The 16,864-nt window shown below is 44.8% G+C and carries 16 protein-coding genes, 1 tRNA gene and 1 pseudogene; 2 read left to right on the forward strand and 16 right to left on the reverse strand.

Features of this window, described 5'->3' with window-relative positions; genetic code table 11:
* Window positions 1–3 precede the first annotated feature (3 nt).
* The 6 genes from H7T92_RS00510 to H7T92_RS00535 all read right to left on the reverse strand — a co-directional run bounded on the left by H7T92_RS00510 (window position 4) and on the right by H7T92_RS00535 (window position 5,526).
* Window positions 4–402 (reverse strand): diacylglycerol kinase family protein, encoded by a 399-nt coding sequence (locus tag H7T92_RS00510; protein WP_201036712.1) that lies wholly within the window; start codon window positions 400–402, stop codon window positions 4–6.
* Window positions 383–880: an rRNA maturation RNase YbeY gene (gene ybeY, locus H7T92_RS00515; RefSeq protein ID WP_201036713.1), complete on the reverse strand. Its 498-nt coding sequence runs from the start codon at window positions 878–880 to the stop codon at window positions 383–385. Before ybeY ends, H7T92_RS00510 begins: the two co-directional genes overlap by 20 nt.
* Window positions 881–977: 97 nt before the next feature.
* Entirely contained in the window at window positions 978–2,714 is a 1,737-nt protein-coding gene (gene tetB(46) / locus H7T92_RS00520) for a tetracycline efflux ABC transporter Tet(46) subunit B (RefSeq protein WP_201036714.1), read from the reverse strand.
* A gap of 1 nt (window position 2,715) precedes the next feature.
* Window positions 2,716–4,440, reverse strand: coding sequence for a tetracycline efflux ABC transporter Tet(46) subunit A (gene tetA(46), locus H7T92_RS00525; RefSeq protein ID WP_201036715.1), 1,725 nt, complete (start codon window positions 4,438–4,440; stop codon window positions 2,716–2,718).
* Window positions 4,441–4,833: 393 nt separating this feature from the next.
* Window positions 4,834–4,906: transfer RNA gene (locus H7T92_RS00530), tRNA-Thr, on the reverse strand.
* A gap of 50 nt (window positions 4,907–4,956) precedes the next feature.
* A complete protein-coding gene (locus H7T92_RS00535; protein WP_118396646.1) occupies window positions 4,957–5,526 on the reverse strand; it encodes a GNAT family N-acetyltransferase in 570 nt (189 codons plus the stop codon).
* Between the two features lie 200 nt (window positions 5,527–5,726).
* On the opposite strand from H7T92_RS00535, the gene ald reads away from it, so the two are divergent.
* A complete protein-coding gene (gene ald / locus H7T92_RS00540; protein ID WP_201036716.1) occupies window positions 5,727–6,839 on the forward strand; it encodes an alanine dehydrogenase in 1,113 nt (370 codons plus the stop codon).
* A gap of 47 nt (window positions 6,840–6,886) precedes the next feature.
* Here ald and H7T92_RS00545 read toward each other — a convergent pair whose 3' ends face one another.
* The 7 genes from H7T92_RS00545 to rplK form a co-directional block, all read right to left on the reverse strand.
* Complete coding sequence (locus tag H7T92_RS00545) at window positions 6,887–7,879, reverse strand: PhoH family protein (protein WP_014713681.1); 993 nt, start codon at window positions 7,877–7,879, stop codon at window positions 6,887–6,889.
* Between the two features lie 79 nt (window positions 7,880–7,958).
* Window positions 7,959–8,174, reverse strand: coding sequence for a YozE family protein (locus tag H7T92_RS00550; RefSeq protein ID WP_003005127.1), 216 nt, complete (start codon window positions 8,172–8,174; stop codon window positions 7,959–7,961).
* A 10-nt stretch (window positions 8,175–8,184) separates the two neighbouring features.
* Entirely contained in the window at window positions 8,185–9,039 is an 855-nt protein-coding gene (gene cvfB / locus H7T92_RS00555) for an RNA-binding virulence regulatory protein CvfB (RefSeq protein WP_201036717.1), read from the reverse strand.
* Between the two features lie 99 nt (window positions 9,040–9,138).
* Window positions 9,139–9,696: a ribosome recycling factor gene (gene frr / locus H7T92_RS00560; protein WP_003005165.1), complete on the reverse strand. Its 558-nt coding sequence runs from the start codon at window positions 9,694–9,696 to the stop codon at window positions 9,139–9,141.
* A gap of 19 nt (window positions 9,697–9,715) precedes the next feature.
* Entirely contained in the window at window positions 9,716–10,447 is a 732-nt protein-coding gene (gene pyrH, locus H7T92_RS00565) for a UMP kinase (protein WP_003005706.1), read from the reverse strand.
* A 163-nt stretch (window positions 10,448–10,610) separates the two neighbouring features.
* Window positions 10,611–11,300 carry a 50S ribosomal protein L1 gene (gene rplA, locus H7T92_RS00570; RefSeq protein WP_003005355.1) on the reverse strand — a complete coding sequence of 230 codons (690 nt, stop codon included), beginning with the start codon at window positions 11,298–11,300 and terminating at the stop codon, window positions 10,611–10,613.
* Window positions 11,301–11,397: 97 nt separating this feature from the next.
* Window positions 11,398–11,823, reverse strand: coding sequence for a 50S ribosomal protein L11 (gene rplK, locus H7T92_RS00575; protein ID WP_003005369.1), 426 nt, complete (start codon window positions 11,821–11,823; stop codon window positions 11,398–11,400).
* 160 nt (window positions 11,824–11,983) lie between these two features.
* Here rplK and H7T92_RS00580 point away from each other — a divergent pair, with 160 nt between their 5' ends.
* The gene (locus tag H7T92_RS00580) at window positions 11,984–12,328 is read left to right on the forward strand and encodes a DUF3397 family protein (RefSeq protein WP_070595271.1); all 345 of its coding nucleotides are present in this window, start codon (window positions 11,984–11,986) and stop codon (window positions 12,326–12,328) included.
* Between the two features lie 186 nt (window positions 12,329–12,514).
* Here the strand turns inward: H7T92_RS00580 and H7T92_RS00585 are convergent, their stop codons facing one another.
* The 3 genes and pseudogenes from H7T92_RS00585 to H7T92_RS10545 all read right to left on the reverse strand — a co-directional run.
* Window positions 12,515–14,833, reverse strand: coding sequence for an HAD-IC family P-type ATPase (locus H7T92_RS00585; protein WP_201036718.1), 2,319 nt, complete (start codon window positions 14,831–14,833; stop codon window positions 12,515–12,517).
* A gap of 8 nt (window positions 14,834–14,841) precedes the next feature.
* Window positions 14,842–15,228, reverse strand: a complete 387-nt coding sequence (gene gloA2 / locus H7T92_RS00590) for an SMU1112c/YaeR family gloxylase I-like metalloprotein (RefSeq protein WP_021153652.1) — start codon at window positions 15,226–15,228, stop codon at window positions 14,842–14,844.
* A gap of 66 nt (window positions 15,229–15,294) precedes the next feature.
* Window positions 15,295–16,758, reverse strand: a pseudogene (locus tag H7T92_RS10545) (DNA translocase FtsK); the annotation flags it as partial.
* Window positions 16,759–16,864 lie beyond the last annotated feature (106 nt).

Below are 16,864 nucleotides of genomic sequence, written 5' to 3' on the forward strand. Positions count from 1 at the left end.
CTCTTATCTAAAAACCAAGGCCCAGAATTTGGGCACAAAAATCACCAGTCCTGTCAGTAAGGCAAAACCTGATACGACCAGGACTGCTCCAGCTGCCATGTCTTTAGCATTTTTTGCCAACATGGAGAAATGGTAGTTACTCGCTAAATCCACCACATTTTCAATGGCTGAATTCATAATTTCAAAAGCAATCACCAAGGTGATACTGAGCAATAAAAAGAGCCATTCTGTCGCAGAAATCCTAAATACCAAACCAGCAAGAATTGCTACAAGGGCTGATAAGGCATGCTTGCGCATATTGCGCTCTTCCTTGATCGCAGTGAAAATTCCTGTTATCGCAAACTCCAGGCTTGAAGTGAAGTCCCGATTTTTCCATTTTCGCTTATTGTCTTGTGAGTCCATAGGCTGTCAAAATCTCTTCCTGTAAGCCAAACATTTCCTTTTCTTCTTCCGGCGTATAGTGATCATAGCCATTGATGTGAAGAAAACCATGCACTGCTAAAAATCCCATTTCGCGCTCAAAGCTGTGGCCATATTCTTCCGCTTGCTCCCGCGCCTTGTCAATTGAAATAAAGAGCTCACCAATATAGGTATCGAATTCAGCCATCATCTCTGCCAATTCTGGATTTTCTGCAAGGTCTTCCTCGTCAAAAGAAATCTCCATCTCTGGCTTGTATTCTAAACTGATGACATCCGTCGGACGATCCGTATCACGGTATTCAAGATTTAGTTCATGACTGCGTTCATTGGTTACAAAAGTCACAGCCATTTCCTTGTCTTCTTTCCCAATTTTTTGAGCAGCAAATTCTAAAATTTCTTGCGTTTGTTTTAAGATTTCGGCAGAGACTTGACCAGTCTCATCTACCATTTCAATATACATCTGGATCACCTCACTATTATCACTTTATTATATCACAAAAACCAGCCTATATACTAGATACAGGCTGGTTTTCAATCTTTTTCTTTGCAGGACAATCTTACACCACTGTTTGCTGGATGGCATTCATCTGGGCATAGATCCCGCCTTGTGCAACCAGTTCTTCATGTCTACCACGTTCCACAATGCGTCCTTCGGATAAAACTAAGATCTGATCCGCTTCTTGAATAGTGGACAAGCGATGGGCAATGATAAAGGTGGTCCGGCCCTTTTGCAGGACCACCATAGCCTGTTGGATGATTTCTTCTGTTTCCGTATCGATGTGAGAGGTTGCCTCATCCAAAATCAGTATTTGCGGATTCATATAGAGCGTCCTCGCAAAGGAAATCAACTGGCGCTCGCCACTTGAAAAGGCAGATCCTTTTTCTACGACTGGATGGTCGATTCCCTTTTCAAGACGCTCTACAAAAGGCCAAGCCCCGACTTTTTTCAGCGCATCTTTAACCGCATCCCGGTCAATATGATCCTGACTCATGGCCACATTACTGGCAATGGTTCCTGTAAATAGATAAGGATCTTGCAGAACAATGCCCATGTGGCTTCGCAGGCTCTCACGAGAGACTTGGCGAATATCTTGCCCATCGATCAAAATCGCTCCTTCTTGAGGATCATAGAAACGATAGAGCAGATTCATAATAGAAGACTTACCCGATCCAGTATGGCCCACAAGAGCGATGGTTTCCCCGGGACTCGCCTGAAAGGCAATATCCTGTAAAACTGGCTTGCCTTCTTCATAAGCAAATTGAACATCATCAAACACGACTTGAGCCTTTTCTATCTTCAGTTCCGATACACCATCGGCCTCTAAGGGTTGATCCAAGAAGGCAAGGACGCGACTCCCCGTCTCTAGTGATCGCCGAATATTCGGAAATTGACGACTGAGATTGGCCATGAGATCAAACAGATTGATGACATAGTTAATATTGATAAATAAGAAACCAGCTGTCACACCGATATTGCCCTGTAGGAAAGAAATCCCAGCGATGGTCAATATACCTGCAATCACTAAAAACTTGAGCAATTCTGTCAAGGTCCAAGAAGCGATGGAATCAGCTAAGAGGATCCGATCATTGGCTCCTAGCATCTTCTGGGTAGTGGCTTCAAACTCCTCTACCACACCAGGCTCTTGATGATAGAGCTGAATCATACTGGCACCATGCAAGAGTTCATTGACTTGGGTATTGACCTCGCTTCTCGCATCAAAGAAATCCTTCATAGGCTGGTCCGTCATGACCTTGTAGAGATACTGGATTCCATAGAAAATTGGAAAAACCAAACACAAGAGAAGTCCCATCATAGGACTCAGGTAAAAGAGAATCCCTAGAATAAAGAGAAAGCGTACCAAATAGATGACTAAAATCATACAAGAGTTATAAAACTGGGTCCGCAAGGTCTCTGTATCATTGACAATTCTTGTCGCGATCTTCCCAGCCGGCTTATCATCAAAATAAGAAATAGGCAGTCCTTGCATGACTTGAAAGGCTTGGTCTCTCAGACTAGCGGTTACTTGATTACTTCCATGCAGTAAGATCCGATTGCCCATGTAGCTAATCAGCTGCCCCAGGCTCAAGACCAAGAGATAGAATCTTCCCATCTGAAGCAAGTCCCCTTGTCCGCCACCGTGGGTCAGTGCGGTCAAAGGCCCATCGATCATCTTTTGGAGAAGAAAGGGTGACAATTCAGAAAAAATGGTGGCTAGTAAGAGGCAAATAAAGCCAGCAAGAAAGACAGTTGGATAAAGCGTGATCCTCGATAATAATCGTTTCAATACTTTCATCTTATTCTCCTTCCTGTTTTTGTTGCCGTTGGTATTGTTCATAATACCAGCCCTCTTGAGCTAATAAATCACTAGCCCTACCTTCTTCTACAATACGACCTTGATCCAAGACGATGATCCAATCCGCCTGATGAACAGCAGACAAGCGATGAGAAACAATGATGGTCGTCTTGTCTTTTCGTTCCTTTTGAATCGTGTCAATAATGGCCTGTTCAGTCTTAGCATCTACTGCCGAAAGGGAATCATCTAACAGCAAGAGCTCAGCATCTCTTAAGAATGCACGCGCCAGGGAGATCCGTTGTTTTTGACCACCTGATACAGAGACCCCTTTCTCACCGATCAGGGTGTCCATTCCCTGAGACATCCGTTCGAGATCATCCGCAAAAGCAGCTTGGGCTACTGCTTCCACCAAGTCTTCTTGGCTGGCTCCTTTTTTACCAAGCGCTATATTCTCACGGATAGACTTGGAGAATAAAATATGTTCTTGGGAAACATAGCCAATTTTTTCTTCGATGGAGTGTCGGTTGTAATCCACGATCGGTTGCTGGTTGACCAAGAATTCTCCCTCACCAACTGGGTACTGCCGCAAGAATTGTCGAACCAGGGTAGTCTTTCCTGCACCGGTACGACCAACAATTCCAACCGTCTGTCCTTTCTGAATGGTCCAATCAATGCCTGACAGGCTCTTTCGCTCAGCACCAGGATAGCTGAAAGAATAGTCCTTAAACTGCACCAAATCAATCTGCTCTAGGTAGTGAGAACCATCTGGCTCCAGATCATCCGTTTCATCAATCACTTCTTTTAATTTTTTATAGGACATTTGCCCTGTCTGGTAGACCAAGATCAAGTCCGCCATCATCCACATAGGCTCAATTAAAAAGACCAAATACAGCTGTAAAGCCAATAATTTCCCAAGACTCAATTGCCCGCTTGCCAGGGACTGGCCTCCAAATAGCAGGAGCAAGACTGTCGAGAATCCAATAAACAACAGGGCTAAAGGTCCAAAAGAATACTGGATAGAGGCAATTTTATCCCCCGTTTTGGATAGACTGGCCGTTTTTTTCTGAAACTGTTTGACCTGCTGGTCCCGTCTACTATAGGCCCGCATGACCCGAATTCCTTCGATCGACTCCAAGACTTCATCATTCAACTGAGCGACCGCTTCCCGGTTTTGCTCAACATACTCCTCCTGCTTTCTACTCAAAAAATAGGTAGAGACGACGAGGAAGATCATGGGAATAAAGGAAATCAAGGTTAATTGCCAAGAAATGAAAAACATGGTCGGAATAATAAAGGCAAACAAGCCACCGCCAAACAGGAGCACCATCATCCCGTAACCAGCCATATCGGCCATGCCATCCACATCCGTCGTAAAGCGCGTCAAGAGGTCCCCTGAGCGAAATTTCTCAAAAAAGGGACGCCGCATAGCTACTAGCTTACGAAACGCTTGTCCCTGAAGGGTCGCCTTGAAATGGACTGACGACTGAAAGAGTCGCAACTGCCAATAAAAAGCCGTCAGGTAATTGAGGATGGCTGATCCCACCAAGAGGACCATATCCCATACAAAGTTGGATTGCGTCAGCGTCTGCTGACTCAAATGATCCACTAAACGCTGGATAACTTGCGTCGGGATCAATAAGGTGTAATCATAAAGAATCAGGACCATAGCGATCTTCACATATCGCCACTTGCGCTCCCTGATATACTCCCAAATAGCTCTGATCATATATTCTCCTTTTCAAAATGGCACAGAAAAAACCCAAGCAAGGAGCTGAGTACGTGCTCAGTCCACACTTGGGCCTTCTGATGCCTATCACCAATTCAGTTAAGGCAGGTAAAAATGCATACAAAAAACCCAAGACAAACTCCTCCATCTTGGGTTCCATTTATAGTTTACATCGAACTCAACTGAGATTGGAGAAGCTGTGTATTCAATTGTGTCATCAAAACATCTACTTTGTTCATGATGGTTTTCTCCTTTCTCTTTGTTGTTCTAACTTTACCACGGATTTCCTTGCTTGTCAACGTTTTTTTGAAAATTGTTGAAAAAACCGGACTTTTAAAGATGGACTCGCAAAAAAAGAAGCCTAGATCTTCTCTAAGCTTCTCTCTTCTGATATGCTAGTTGCCGGGATTGAACCGGCGACCTCATCCTTACCATGGATGCGCTCTACCGACTGAGCTAAACCAGCAGTACCTATCTACTATATCATGGAGATAGGCCTTTTGTCAATATCCTGACTCATTTTTCTGACAAATATTCTTCCTTAGTGAGGACATAATGAACTCTTGTCACCATTCTCCCTTCTTCATGCAGGTCTAGCATCGCGTAGGGCTCCTCGTGAGAATATTTCATCCCTGATTTGGCCATCACCCGTCCAGAAGCTGGGTTGTCCTGATCATGAACAGCAATTAGCTTGTTCATCCCTAACTGTTCAAAAGCCAAGGCAATGACTGCCTTGGTAGCCTCTGTCGCAAGACCCTGGTTCCAATAGTCTTTATTCAGAACATAGCCGATACTCCCCTTCTTCAGACAAAGATCCAAATCCAGTAAATCAATCGTCCCTATAAATTTTTCATTTTCTTTGAGCTCGATCCCCCATTTTCCAAGTGGGCTCGCTAGGTAAAAGAGGGCAATATTATTACGCGTCTCTTCAAGACTATGATTGGTTGCAAAGGTATAGCGCGTAACTGTCTCATCAGAAGCATACTCAAACATAGCTGGTGCATCATCAAGAGTGACCGGACGCAAGTGCAAACGCTCTGTCTCCACTTCACGATAAGCCGCTAACTTCACATATAAATTTTCCATTTGACACTCCTTCTTTAGGGATTAGTTTAGCAAATAACCTAAAGGAAGGCAAGCTCAAATTTTTCTTGCTTTTTAACCCACTTTTCTATACAATTAAATCAATCAAAACAATCAGATAAGGAGTGAAAAGGTCATTGAGTCAAGAGAGCCATCTCACACCAATGGCCTTTTTACACCTAAATCTGAGCAAGGAGGCAAGAATGCTCATTGGAATTCCTAAAGAAATTAAAAACAACGAAAATCGGGTCGGTTTGACTCCTGCAGGCGTACAAAGCTTGGTCAAGAAAGGACATCAAGTTTTGGTGGAAACAAATGCTGGACTTGGTTCTGGCTTTGCGGATGAAGATTACACGAAGCAAGGGGCAACCATCGTTGCGACTGCTACAGAAGCTTGGGCCGCTGAGATGGTGGTCAAAGTCAAAGAACCCCTCGCTGAAGAATATGGCTTCCTTCGTGAAGACCTCTTGCTCTTCACCTACTTGCACATGGCTGCTGCTCCTGAATTAGCAGATGCCATGGTTGCAGCCAAGACAACTGGTGTAGCCTACGAAACCGTTCGAGACTTAGATGGACAATTACCACTCTTGGTGCCAATGAGTGAGGTTGCTGGACGGATGGCCGTGCAAATCGGTGCTCACTTCCTGACCAAACAAGAAGGTGGATCAGGAGTCCTCCTAGGTGGGGTACCAGGTGTTCCCAAAGGAAAAGTCACCATCATCGGTGGCGGTGTCGTTGGAACCCACGCGGCTCGTATCGCCCTTGGACTTGGTGCCCAAGTGACCATCTTAGATATCAGTGCTAAACGTTTGGCTGTTCTGGAAGATGTCTTTGGTCACCAAATCCAAACCCTTATGTCCAATCCATTTAACATTGAGGCCAGCGTCCGTGATGCCGATGTTGTCATCGGTGCTGTCTTGATTCCTGGTGCTAAAGCTCCTAAATTAGTGACAGACGATATGGTTAAACAGATGCGTCCCGGTTCAGTCATCGTCGATGTGGCCGTTGACCAAGGTGGGGTTATTGAAACAGCAGACCGTGTCACAACGCATACGGAGCCAGTTTACGAAAAACATGGTGTGCTCCACTATGCTGTTGCCAATATCCCAGGGGCTGTCGCTCGTACCTCTACTATCGCCCTTACCAATGTTACACTTCCTTATGTCGAATCCCTAGCTAACAATGGCTTCCACAAGGCAATTTCCCTCGACGAAGGCCTGCGCCAAGGGGTCACCACTTACCAAGGTCACATCACTAGCCAACCCGTTGCTACCGGTTTAGAGCGTGACTTCACACCAATTGATGAATTGGTTTAATATCTAACATTCAAAAGGCAAAGATCCGATGATCTTTGCCTTTTCTTTTATTCTTCTTCCACATCTGGTTCTTCTTTGAGGACTGGATTCGGAATGGGCTCGTAGGCCCGGATAATCTCTGCTACTACTGGATGACGAACGACATCCTTAGCAGAGAAATGCACAAAGTCAATTTGAGAAATGTTCTTCAATTTCTCCTGAGCATCAATCAAGCCGGATTTGACATTTCGCGGAAGGTCAATCTGGCTGGTATCTCCATTGACAATCATTTTGGAATTAAAACCAAGACGGGTCAAAAACATCTTCATCTGCATGATGGTGGTATTTTGCGCTTCATCGAGGATGACAAAGGCATCGTCCAAGGTCCGCCCCCTCATATAAGCCAAAGGCGCAATCTCGATAATCTCCCGCTCCATCATCCGAGTTGTTTGGTCTTTCCCTAAAATCTGGTAAAGAGCATCATAGACCGGTCGTAGATAAGGGTCCACTTTTTCTTTAAGATCCCCTGGTAGGAAACCAAGGCTCTCTCCAGCTTCTACAGCAGGACGCGTCAAAATGATCCGCTTAACCTGACCACGCTTGAGGGCGGTCACGGCCAAAGTCACTGCTAGGAAGGTTTTCCCAGTCCCCGCTGGTCCAATCCCAAAAGTGACATCATGGTTCTTGACACTATCGACATAGATCTTTTGACCAAGTGTTTTAACCCGAATGGGCTTGCCGTAACTATCCTTGATAATCTCTTCTTCATAGAGAGCGATGAACTTATCCAATTCCCCATTTCTCACCATGGTAATGGCGGTCACCACATCCGGCGTTCCAATGGTCATGCCACGGTTAACGAGGACCAAAAGAGCCTGAATGACTTGACGAACCTGCTCGCAGCTTTCTTCTTCCCCAATGATTTGGACGATTTCTGTCCGGGCATGAATAGTTACCCCAAATTCTTGCTCCATCAAACGGAGATGGCGTTCGTTAGATCCAAACAAATGAAAGAGATCGTCTGGATGCGTTAATGTAATTTCAACTGAATGTTCTTGCAAATAAAGAACCTCTCTACCTGTGTTTTTCTATTATTATAACAAAGAGGCCGAGAAAAAACCATCCTCGACCTATCCTTCTCTAGTGGGCTTGGTATTCTTCCCAAATCGCATCAAAATCGCCAAGATTAAAGGAAAAGCTGGCATGCTCTTCTAGATAGCGACTGACCTCATCGAAGTCATCTGTATGCTTGGGAAAAGCAGACTCGTGAAATGCAAGATCTGCTAGAATGGCTTTAGGAGCATTGCTTTTAGGATTGCGCTCCGTCATCAGCCAAGTATAAAATGATTTTCGCATAAGCCTCCTCTTAGATCAACTCTGTTCCAAACTGGTCTTGCTTGATTTTTTTGGCCTTCATCAAACCACCCAAGGCCTTTTTGAACTGGCCTTTTGAAATCCCAAAAGTTGCTTTGATTTCTTCTGGAGAGGACTTATCATTCAAGGTCATAAAGCCACCATTGGCTTCCAAATAGGTCAAAATCATTTGGGCATCGTTTTCCAACATTTCAAAGGAACGTGGCTTCAAAGATAGGTTCAAGGTCCGATCCACTTCACGAAATCCAATGACGCGGGCATTTAAGACCTCTCCCAAACGTGGTTCTGCATATCGCTCACTTGGGTGGATAAAGCCCAGCATATTATTCTCTGGAAGGTAAACAAAGGTTCCAGACAATTTCAAGCGGTAGACAATGGCTGGCCAGTTTTGGTTTTGCATATTGTTGTAGGCTGGACGAGCCAAACTCTGGAAATCTTCCTGGTAGGCTAAGATCCCCCAAATCCGATCTTTCTTATCAACTTCTAATCGAATATAGAGACGATCGCCCTTTTTAGGCCATAGATCTTTGATCTCCGGTAGGATATCTAGTGAGACAACAATCTGCTTATCTGGAAGCCCTGTATCCACGAAGACTCCCAAATCCTTGCGCACTTCCGTGACCGTTCCCCAGCCAAAGCTTTCTTGAGTTGCTGTGACTTCAAGTGTCGTGAGTCGGAACTTTTGCTTCATATCCGTATAGGCAAAGCCCTTGACACTTTCTCCGACTTTGTGTGGGCCTTCTGCTTTATCAAGCGCGTAGGTCTGGCCATCTTTTTGAACAAAATAGAAGTGATCATTTTCATCAATGACCATTCCCATGATGTAGCTTGCTAGATTCGTATTCATGTTTCCTTCTTTCCTCTTGCCTCTTCACAAGAATAATGGAAATAAAACCCAGCCAGCAGTGCCAACTGAGTCTTTCTTTCCTGTAATGGTTGGGATGGATTAAACTTCCATCAATTCTTTTTCTTTGTGAGCTGTCATTTCATCTACATGCTTAACAGCGTCATCCGTAACTTTTTGAATCTCTTTTTCAAGACCTTTCAATTCATCTTCTGTGATTTCTTTTGCTTTTTCTTGTTTCTTCGCTTCATCCATAGCATCACGACGGATGTTACGGATCGCTACTTTAGCATTTTCACCCACTTTTTTCACTTCTTTTGCCAAGTCGCGACGAGTTTCTTCTGTCAAAGCTGGGATAACCAAGCGGATAACAGATCCATCGTTGGCTGGAGTGATACCAAGGTCAGAAGCATTGATGCTGTGCTCGATGTCTTTCAAAGATGATTTATCAAATGGTGTGATCAACAAGACACGTGCTTCTGGAATCGTGATAGATGCCAATTGGTTCAAAGGAGTCTCTACTCCGTAGTATTCTACGAAAATACGATCCAAAAGACTTGCGTTTGCACGTCCAGCACGGATGCTACCAAATTCACGTCCCAAACTTTGGTGAGACTGGGTCATTCTTTCTTTTGCTTTTTCTACGATTGGGTTTGCCATAATCTTCCTCTATTTTCTATTATTTTTCTACGTTATTCGATACGGTTGTACCGATATTTTCACCAAAGACAACGCGTTTGATATTGCCTGGTTCATTCATATTAAAGACAACCAAGTCAATGTCGTTGTCCATGGAGAGAGTAGAGGCTGTTGAGTCCATGATGCGAAGACCTTTGTTGATCACATCGCGGTGAGTCAATTCCTCAAATTTCACAGCTGAAGCATCTTTTTTCGGATCGGCATTATAAACACCATCGACCCCATTTTTGGCCATGAGAATGGCATCTGCTTCAATCTCAGCTGCACGAAGGGCTGCGGTCGTATCTGTTGAGAAGTAAGGAGAACCGATCCCTGCACCAAAGATCACGATCCGATCTTTTTCAAGGTGACGAAGGGCACGACCACGGATATATGGTTCTGCAACTTGTTGCATAGCAATCGCAGTTTGAACACGGGTATCCACGCCAACTTGTTGAAGCGAATCAGCCATCACAAGGGCGTTCATGACAGTCCCAAGCATCCCTGTGTAGTCTGCTTGGACACGATCCATCCCTGCTTCTGCAGCAGGTTCTCCGCGCCAAAGGTTTCCCCCTCCAATCACCAAGGCAATTTCAATTCCAAGTTCATGAACTTCCTTGATTTCTTGGGCCATATTTTGGACAGTTTTGATATCGATTCCGACACCACGTTCGCCTGCAAGAGCCTCACCAGATAGCTTGATTAAGATACGTTTATACTTAGGTTCTACCATTTTCTCTCTCCTTTTTTGATCTGTATTATTTTACCATAAATTACGTTTTTTATATAGTCATATCCATCAAAATTTTCTTTTTTCCATCCGATTAGTTTTACCAACTGTAGCAAATATAAATGGAGTACAAAAAAAGCTACCCGAGGGCAGCTTTTCATTTCAATTAAAGTGAGTTAACGTCCACTTTGATACCAGGACCTTGAGTTGTAGTCAAAGTCAAGCTAGTTACGTAAGTACCTTTAGCTGTAGCTGGTTTTGCTTTTTGGATTGTGTCGTTGAAAGCTTTAAAGTTTTCAACCAATTTAGTATCATCGAATGAAACTTTACCGATGATCGCTTGAACGATACCTGCTTTATCAGCACGGTAAGTGATTTTACCACCTTTAGACTCTTCAACTGCTTTCGCAACATCCATTGTTACTGTACCAGTTTTAGGGTTTGGCATCAAGTTACGTGGTCCAAGGACACGTCCAAGACGTCCAACAAGAGCCATCATGTCAGGTGTAGCGATAACAACGTCGAAGTCCAACCAACCATCGTTGATTTTCGCAACAAGGTCATCTTCACCTACGAAGTCTGCACCAGCAGCTTTTGCTTCTTCAGCTTTTGCACCACGTGCAAATACAAGTACGCGAGCTGTTTTACCAGTTCCGTTTGGCAATACCATTGCACCACGGATTTGTTGGTCAGCTTTTTTCACGTCGATGTTCAAGTTGTATGCAACTTCTACAGTTGCGTCAAATTTTGCAAAGTTAGTTTCTTTTGCAAGAGCTACAGCTTCTTCTACGCTGTAGACTTTTGTGCTGTCGATTTTTTCAAGAGCAGCACGAAGTTGTTTGCTTTTTTTAGCCATTTTATCTTTCTCCTTGTAATGTGGTCATATCGATTTTCATCTCCCACGTCACTCGTCATTTGATCAAGTGTATTGCGGGCAAATAGGATTGTTACAATTAGTCAGTAACAGTGAATCCCATAGAACGAGCAGTACCTTCGATCATACGCATTGCAGACTCAATGTTTGCAGCGTTCAAATCTGGCATCTTAGTTTCAGCGATTTGTTGTACTTGTGCACGAGTTACAGTTGCAACTTTCGTTTTGTTCGGTGTACCTGAACCTTTTTCAACACCTGCAGCTTTTTTCAAAAGAACAGCAGCTGGTGGTGTTTTTGTAACGAAATCGAATGATTTGTCTTCATAAACAGTGATAACAACTGGGATGATCATACCAGCTTGATCAGCTGTACGAGCGTTAAACTCTTTAGTGAATCCCATGATGTTGATACCTGCTTGACCAAGCGCTGGACCAACCGGTGGAGCTGGAGTAGCTTTACCAGCAGGGATTTGCAATTTTACAAGTTTTTCGACTTTTTTAGCCATTTCTTAAATCCTCCTTTGTGGTTTTGGCGGTAATTACAGATTTTTACCTCCCACAAGTATGCTTTGTGCATACCTTTCTATTATACACGATTTCTCTTTTTTTGCAAGAAAAAATTAAAATATAGTAAACTTTTTTTTCGTTTTATGATAGAATGAAGCTATGTTAATCAAAGTTGCTTCTGTATTATTTATTTTTTTAACGCTGATTCTGAGCGGCATCATTGTTCACCTCTTTAAACTCCAAAAAAGAGGATGGCGATCTACCGATATTGCCTTTCCTTTATTTGCCTTGGAGTACTACCTGATTTCAGACAGCGCTTTTTACCACAGCCTCTTACCACTACTAGCCTTGAGCCTTTCGCTTTTGGCCTTGGGGCTAACGGTTTATTTCTTAAAAAAGAAAAAGAGTTTTTATTATCCGAAATTTATCAAATACTTCTGGCGCGCTGGGTTTCTGATCACCTTCTTGCTCTATCTGATCCTAACCGTTAGTTTATTTATCTAATGGCAAAGAGGCTGGGACAGAAGTCCTAGCCTCTTGATTGTTTTTGGATTGTCGAGCAAGACGCAGTGATTGAGTGGGCTCTACTACGCTGATTTCATCAGCTTTTACAGCCCTACTCAACTGTGCGGAGGTGGGACGACGAAATCGAATTCTAACGAATTACCGATTTCTGTCCCACTCTCTTTTTTATTTCTTCCGATGAAAGAACCATCCCACTAGTTTCTTGAAGACTTGAATCAAGATGAGAGCAAGAACCGCCATGATGGCGCAGATAACCAGTGTTTGAAGTCTCAAGGGGCTCATGTTAAAGAATCTACCTAGGATACTGCTTGAAACCAAGAAGGCTAGGATATTTCCCAGAAGAACTAGTCTCTTGTAGTGATTGAGAGGCTGGGATTCTTGGTAGATGATGGTAAAACCAACGAAGGCCATCAAGCAGATGGCTGCACTCGAGAGCTCTTCCGACCTCATGCCAAATGTAGAAGACAGCAAGACCAGACTAAAAATCAGTATAAAATCCGTCAAGGCAGCAGGTAGCGCATTTTTAAAGACTGTTTCGATAAAGCGTCCTTTGATGCGCTCGCTATTGGGCTCAAGCGCTAGGAAGAATCCTGGAATCCCAATCGTAAAACCACTGATCAAGGACATCTGCGACGGCATGATGGGATAAGTAAAGGCTAAAAGCGTCACTGAGATAGCCAACAAAATGGAAAAGATATTCTTGATCAAAAAGAGACTGGCTGATCGTTGAATATTATTGACCACCCGCCGACCTTCTGCCACGATGGACGGCATCTTCCCAAAGTCGGAATCTAGTAAAACCACTTGCGCCATCTTTTTGGTCGCATCATTTCCAGATTCCATCGCAATACTACAATCCGCTGTTTTAAGGGCCAGAATATCGTTGACGCCATCTCCAGTCATGGCGACTTTATGCCCCTTTGCCTGCAAGCCTTCTACAAGGCTTTTCTTTTGCTCTGGTGTCACTCGTCCAAAGACCGTATATTGGCTCGCCGCCTGGTGCAAATCTTCTTCCGTCAGTAAGGTTCTGGCATCGATTAGATCTTCTGCTCCTTTAATGCCTGCTTTTTGTGCAATAGCTGAAACCGTTGCTGGGTTGTCCCCTGAGATAACCTTAATGGTCACTCCTTGTTGTTTAAAGTAGGCGAAGGTTTCTTTGGCATTTTTTCTCAAAGGATTGGAGAGAATAATCCAGGCTACCAAGTCTACAGGAGCCTCTAAAGTCTCTCCCAGGTGTTCTCCCTTATATTTCCCAAAGGCCAAGACCCGATTACCTGCCTGAGTAGCAGGAGCTATCTCCTGTTCAACCTCAGAGAAGCCCTCTCGTAAGACAAATTCTGGAGCCCCCAATACATAGATCCCTGATTCAAAGGCAATCGCCCCATACTTTTTCTTAGACGTAAAGGGCTGTATTTCAAGAGCCTTCCAAGGCTGGCTGACTGGTGTCTTATGAAATTTTCGGATGGCATCCATGGTATCGTTTTGATCCATACTAGCCTTGACATACTGAGCTAGAGCTTCCAAGTCTTGAGAATCTTTAACTGGACGAATCTCTGTCACTTCCATACCGGGCTCTGTAATGGTCCCCGTCTTATCGACACAAAGGATATCCACGCGCGATAAGGTCTCAATTCCCTTCATGCTATTGAGCAGGACCTTTTCCTTGGCCAATCTGACAGCACCCAGAGCCAGTGCCAAGGTCATCAAGAGATACAAGCCTTCCGGAATCATCCCGATCAAGGCACCGACTGTTGAAGTCACACTGAGCTTGAGGCTATCGCCTAGGCTGATATAGCTGCGAAGAAAAAGGAGCGAACCTAGCGGAATGATGAGAAGGCCGATGATCCCCACAATGCGATTGACCGCATGAACCATATCGGACTCCTCATGAGACTTAACCTGCTTGGCTTCCAGGCTCAATTGGTTGATGTAGGAGTCGTTCCCAACTTTTTCTAGTCGCGCTAAACCTTGACCAGCGATCACAAAACTACCTGACATGAGCGCATCTTGCGCTCCTTTTTTGACCTCATCGGCTTCACCGGTCAATTGCGACTCATCGACTTTTAGCTCGCCCTCCAGCAAGACCCCATCCGCATAGATCTGATCTCCAGCTTGAAAGCGAACCAGATCGCCCTCCACCAGCTGATCGATCGGTAGAGCGACTTCTTTTCCTTCTCGAAGAACGATCGCCTCACTCATATGCAGAAATTGCATCTGACGCAAGATCCGTCGAGAGCGGACTTCCTGCACAATTCCAACTAAGGAGTTGACCACGACGACCGGGACAAACAAGAGATTGTTCCAAGACTTCACTGCTACCAGCAAGACCGCTAAGACCAAGAAAATCAGATTAAAGTAGGTAAAGACATTGTCTCGAATGATCTGCCCAATACTTTTTTCTGTCTTAATCGTGACCTTATTTTGCTTGCCCTCTTGGATCTTTTTCGCTACTTCTTCCTGACTGAGTCCTTCTAATCTAACCATTGCTTTCCTCACTCATGTATTTCCAAGGGCAATCCTTCTGGATCGAAGAAAAATGCCATCTTCTTGCCATCAAAATCATCATAGCGAAGGCCTGTATTCTCTATACCTAGCTGATCCAATCTGGCTAGATAGGTCTCTACATCGTCCACTTGAAAGGCCAGATGACGCAGTCCCGCATGCTCGGGCAAGGGGAGCTTAGGCCGTTCTGGGGCCGTCGGTTTGATAAAGAGTTCTAAAGTCAGCTGCCCCTGGCGGAGATTGATCAAGATATCTCCGCGTTCGGGACGGTCATACTCACTGACAATCGCAAAGCCCAACTGGTCCACATAAAAGTGCAACATAGCGTCGCGATCCCGTCCAATGATGGCAATATGATGAATCGTGTCTAACTTCATCTGGTCCTACTTTCTATTTTCTATAAAAAGAAAAGGGAGTGGAGCATATGCCCTTTTTCCCTATCCTTATGATTGTTGCAATACTTTTCGAGGCTTGGTCCCTTCAGCTGGTCCAATCACACCCGCTGCTTCCAACTCTTCCATGAGGCGAGTCGCCCGGTTAAAACCAACCGATAAGCGGCGCTGGATCATCGAAGCACTGGCTTTTTGGGTCTCGATGACGAGCGCTTTGGCCTCTTCAAAGAGAGGATCACCCTCGTCTGAGCCACCCATGCCTCCGTCAAAGTCTGACTCCGATACTTCGCCTGGATCAAAGGCATCATCATAATCAGCTTCTGCCTGCTCTTTGACAAAGTTGACAATCCGCTCCACATCATCATCAGAGATAAAGGATCCTTGTAGACGGATTGGGTGGTTTTCATCGATCGGTTTAAAGAGCATGTCTCCACGACCGAGCAATTTCTCTGCCCCATTTTCATCCAAGATGGTCCGTGAGTCGGTCCCAGATGATACCGCAAAAGCGACACGGGAGGGCACATTGGCCTTAATCAAACCTGAGATAACGTCAACCGATGGCCGTTGAGTCGCGAGAATCATGTGGATCCCCGCTGCACGCGCCTTTTGTCCCAGGCGAATAATAGCATCTTCCACTTCTTTACTTGCGACCATCATCAAGTCAGCCAACTCATCGACAATGACCACGATCAAAGGAAGGGGCACTTGCTTCATCTCAGACTGGGCATTGTACTCAGCCACCTTGGCATTAAAGCCAGCAATATTACGAGCACCCACTTTCGAGAAGAGCTCATAGCGATTTTCCATCTCATCAACGACCTTCTGCAGGGCCCGACTGGCCTTGCGTGGGTTGGTCACCACTGGAATCAAGAGGTGAGGAATATCATTGTAGACAGAAAGCTCCACCATCTTTGGATCGACCATCATAAACTTAACTTCGTCCGGACGGGCCTTCATCAAGATACTCGAAATAATCCCATTAACCGCTACTGACTTACCAGATCCGGTAGACCCCGCTACCAAGAGGTGGGGCATCCGGGCCAAATCAAAGGTCCGAGCTGAACCATCTACGGCCTTCCCAAGAGGAATCTCAAGGAGTTTAGCTGGGTCTGTCTTGGACTGTTCCCACAATTCACGGAAGGAAACGGTCGCAATCTCTGAGTTTGGAACTTCAATCCCGACCAGAGACTTCCCTGGTATCGGCGCTTCGATCCGCACATCCTTGGCTGCTAGTGCTAGGGCCAAATCATCTGCCAGGTTCGAAATGCGGTTGACCCGCACACCGACAGCTGGTTTGACTTCATATTTGGTAACAGAAGGACCGATTTCTGCCCGCTCCACAGTCGCCTTGATATTGAAGCTTGCAAAGGTTTCTTCCAAAATGCGGATATTCTGACGAACGATGTTTTTCTCTTTGGATTGATTTTTCGGCTTATCAGGTGCGAAGAGATCAATGGTTGGAAGCTTGTATTGAAGCAATTCCTTAGGTGTGAAATCCACTTGAACTTCTTCCCCATCGTCCTCGAATTCTTCGGCTACTGGAAGCTCTTCGTACGCTTCAGGCTCTTCAGGCCATTCTTCATCTGGCAGGTAGATCTCTGGTGTTGCTGGTGCAACAATT

The sequence above is a fragment of the Streptococcus parasanguinis genome, assembly GCF_016648855.1.
Taxonomy (GTDB): Bacteria; Bacillota; Bacilli; order Lactobacillales; family Streptococcaceae; genus Streptococcus; species Streptococcus parasanguinis_L.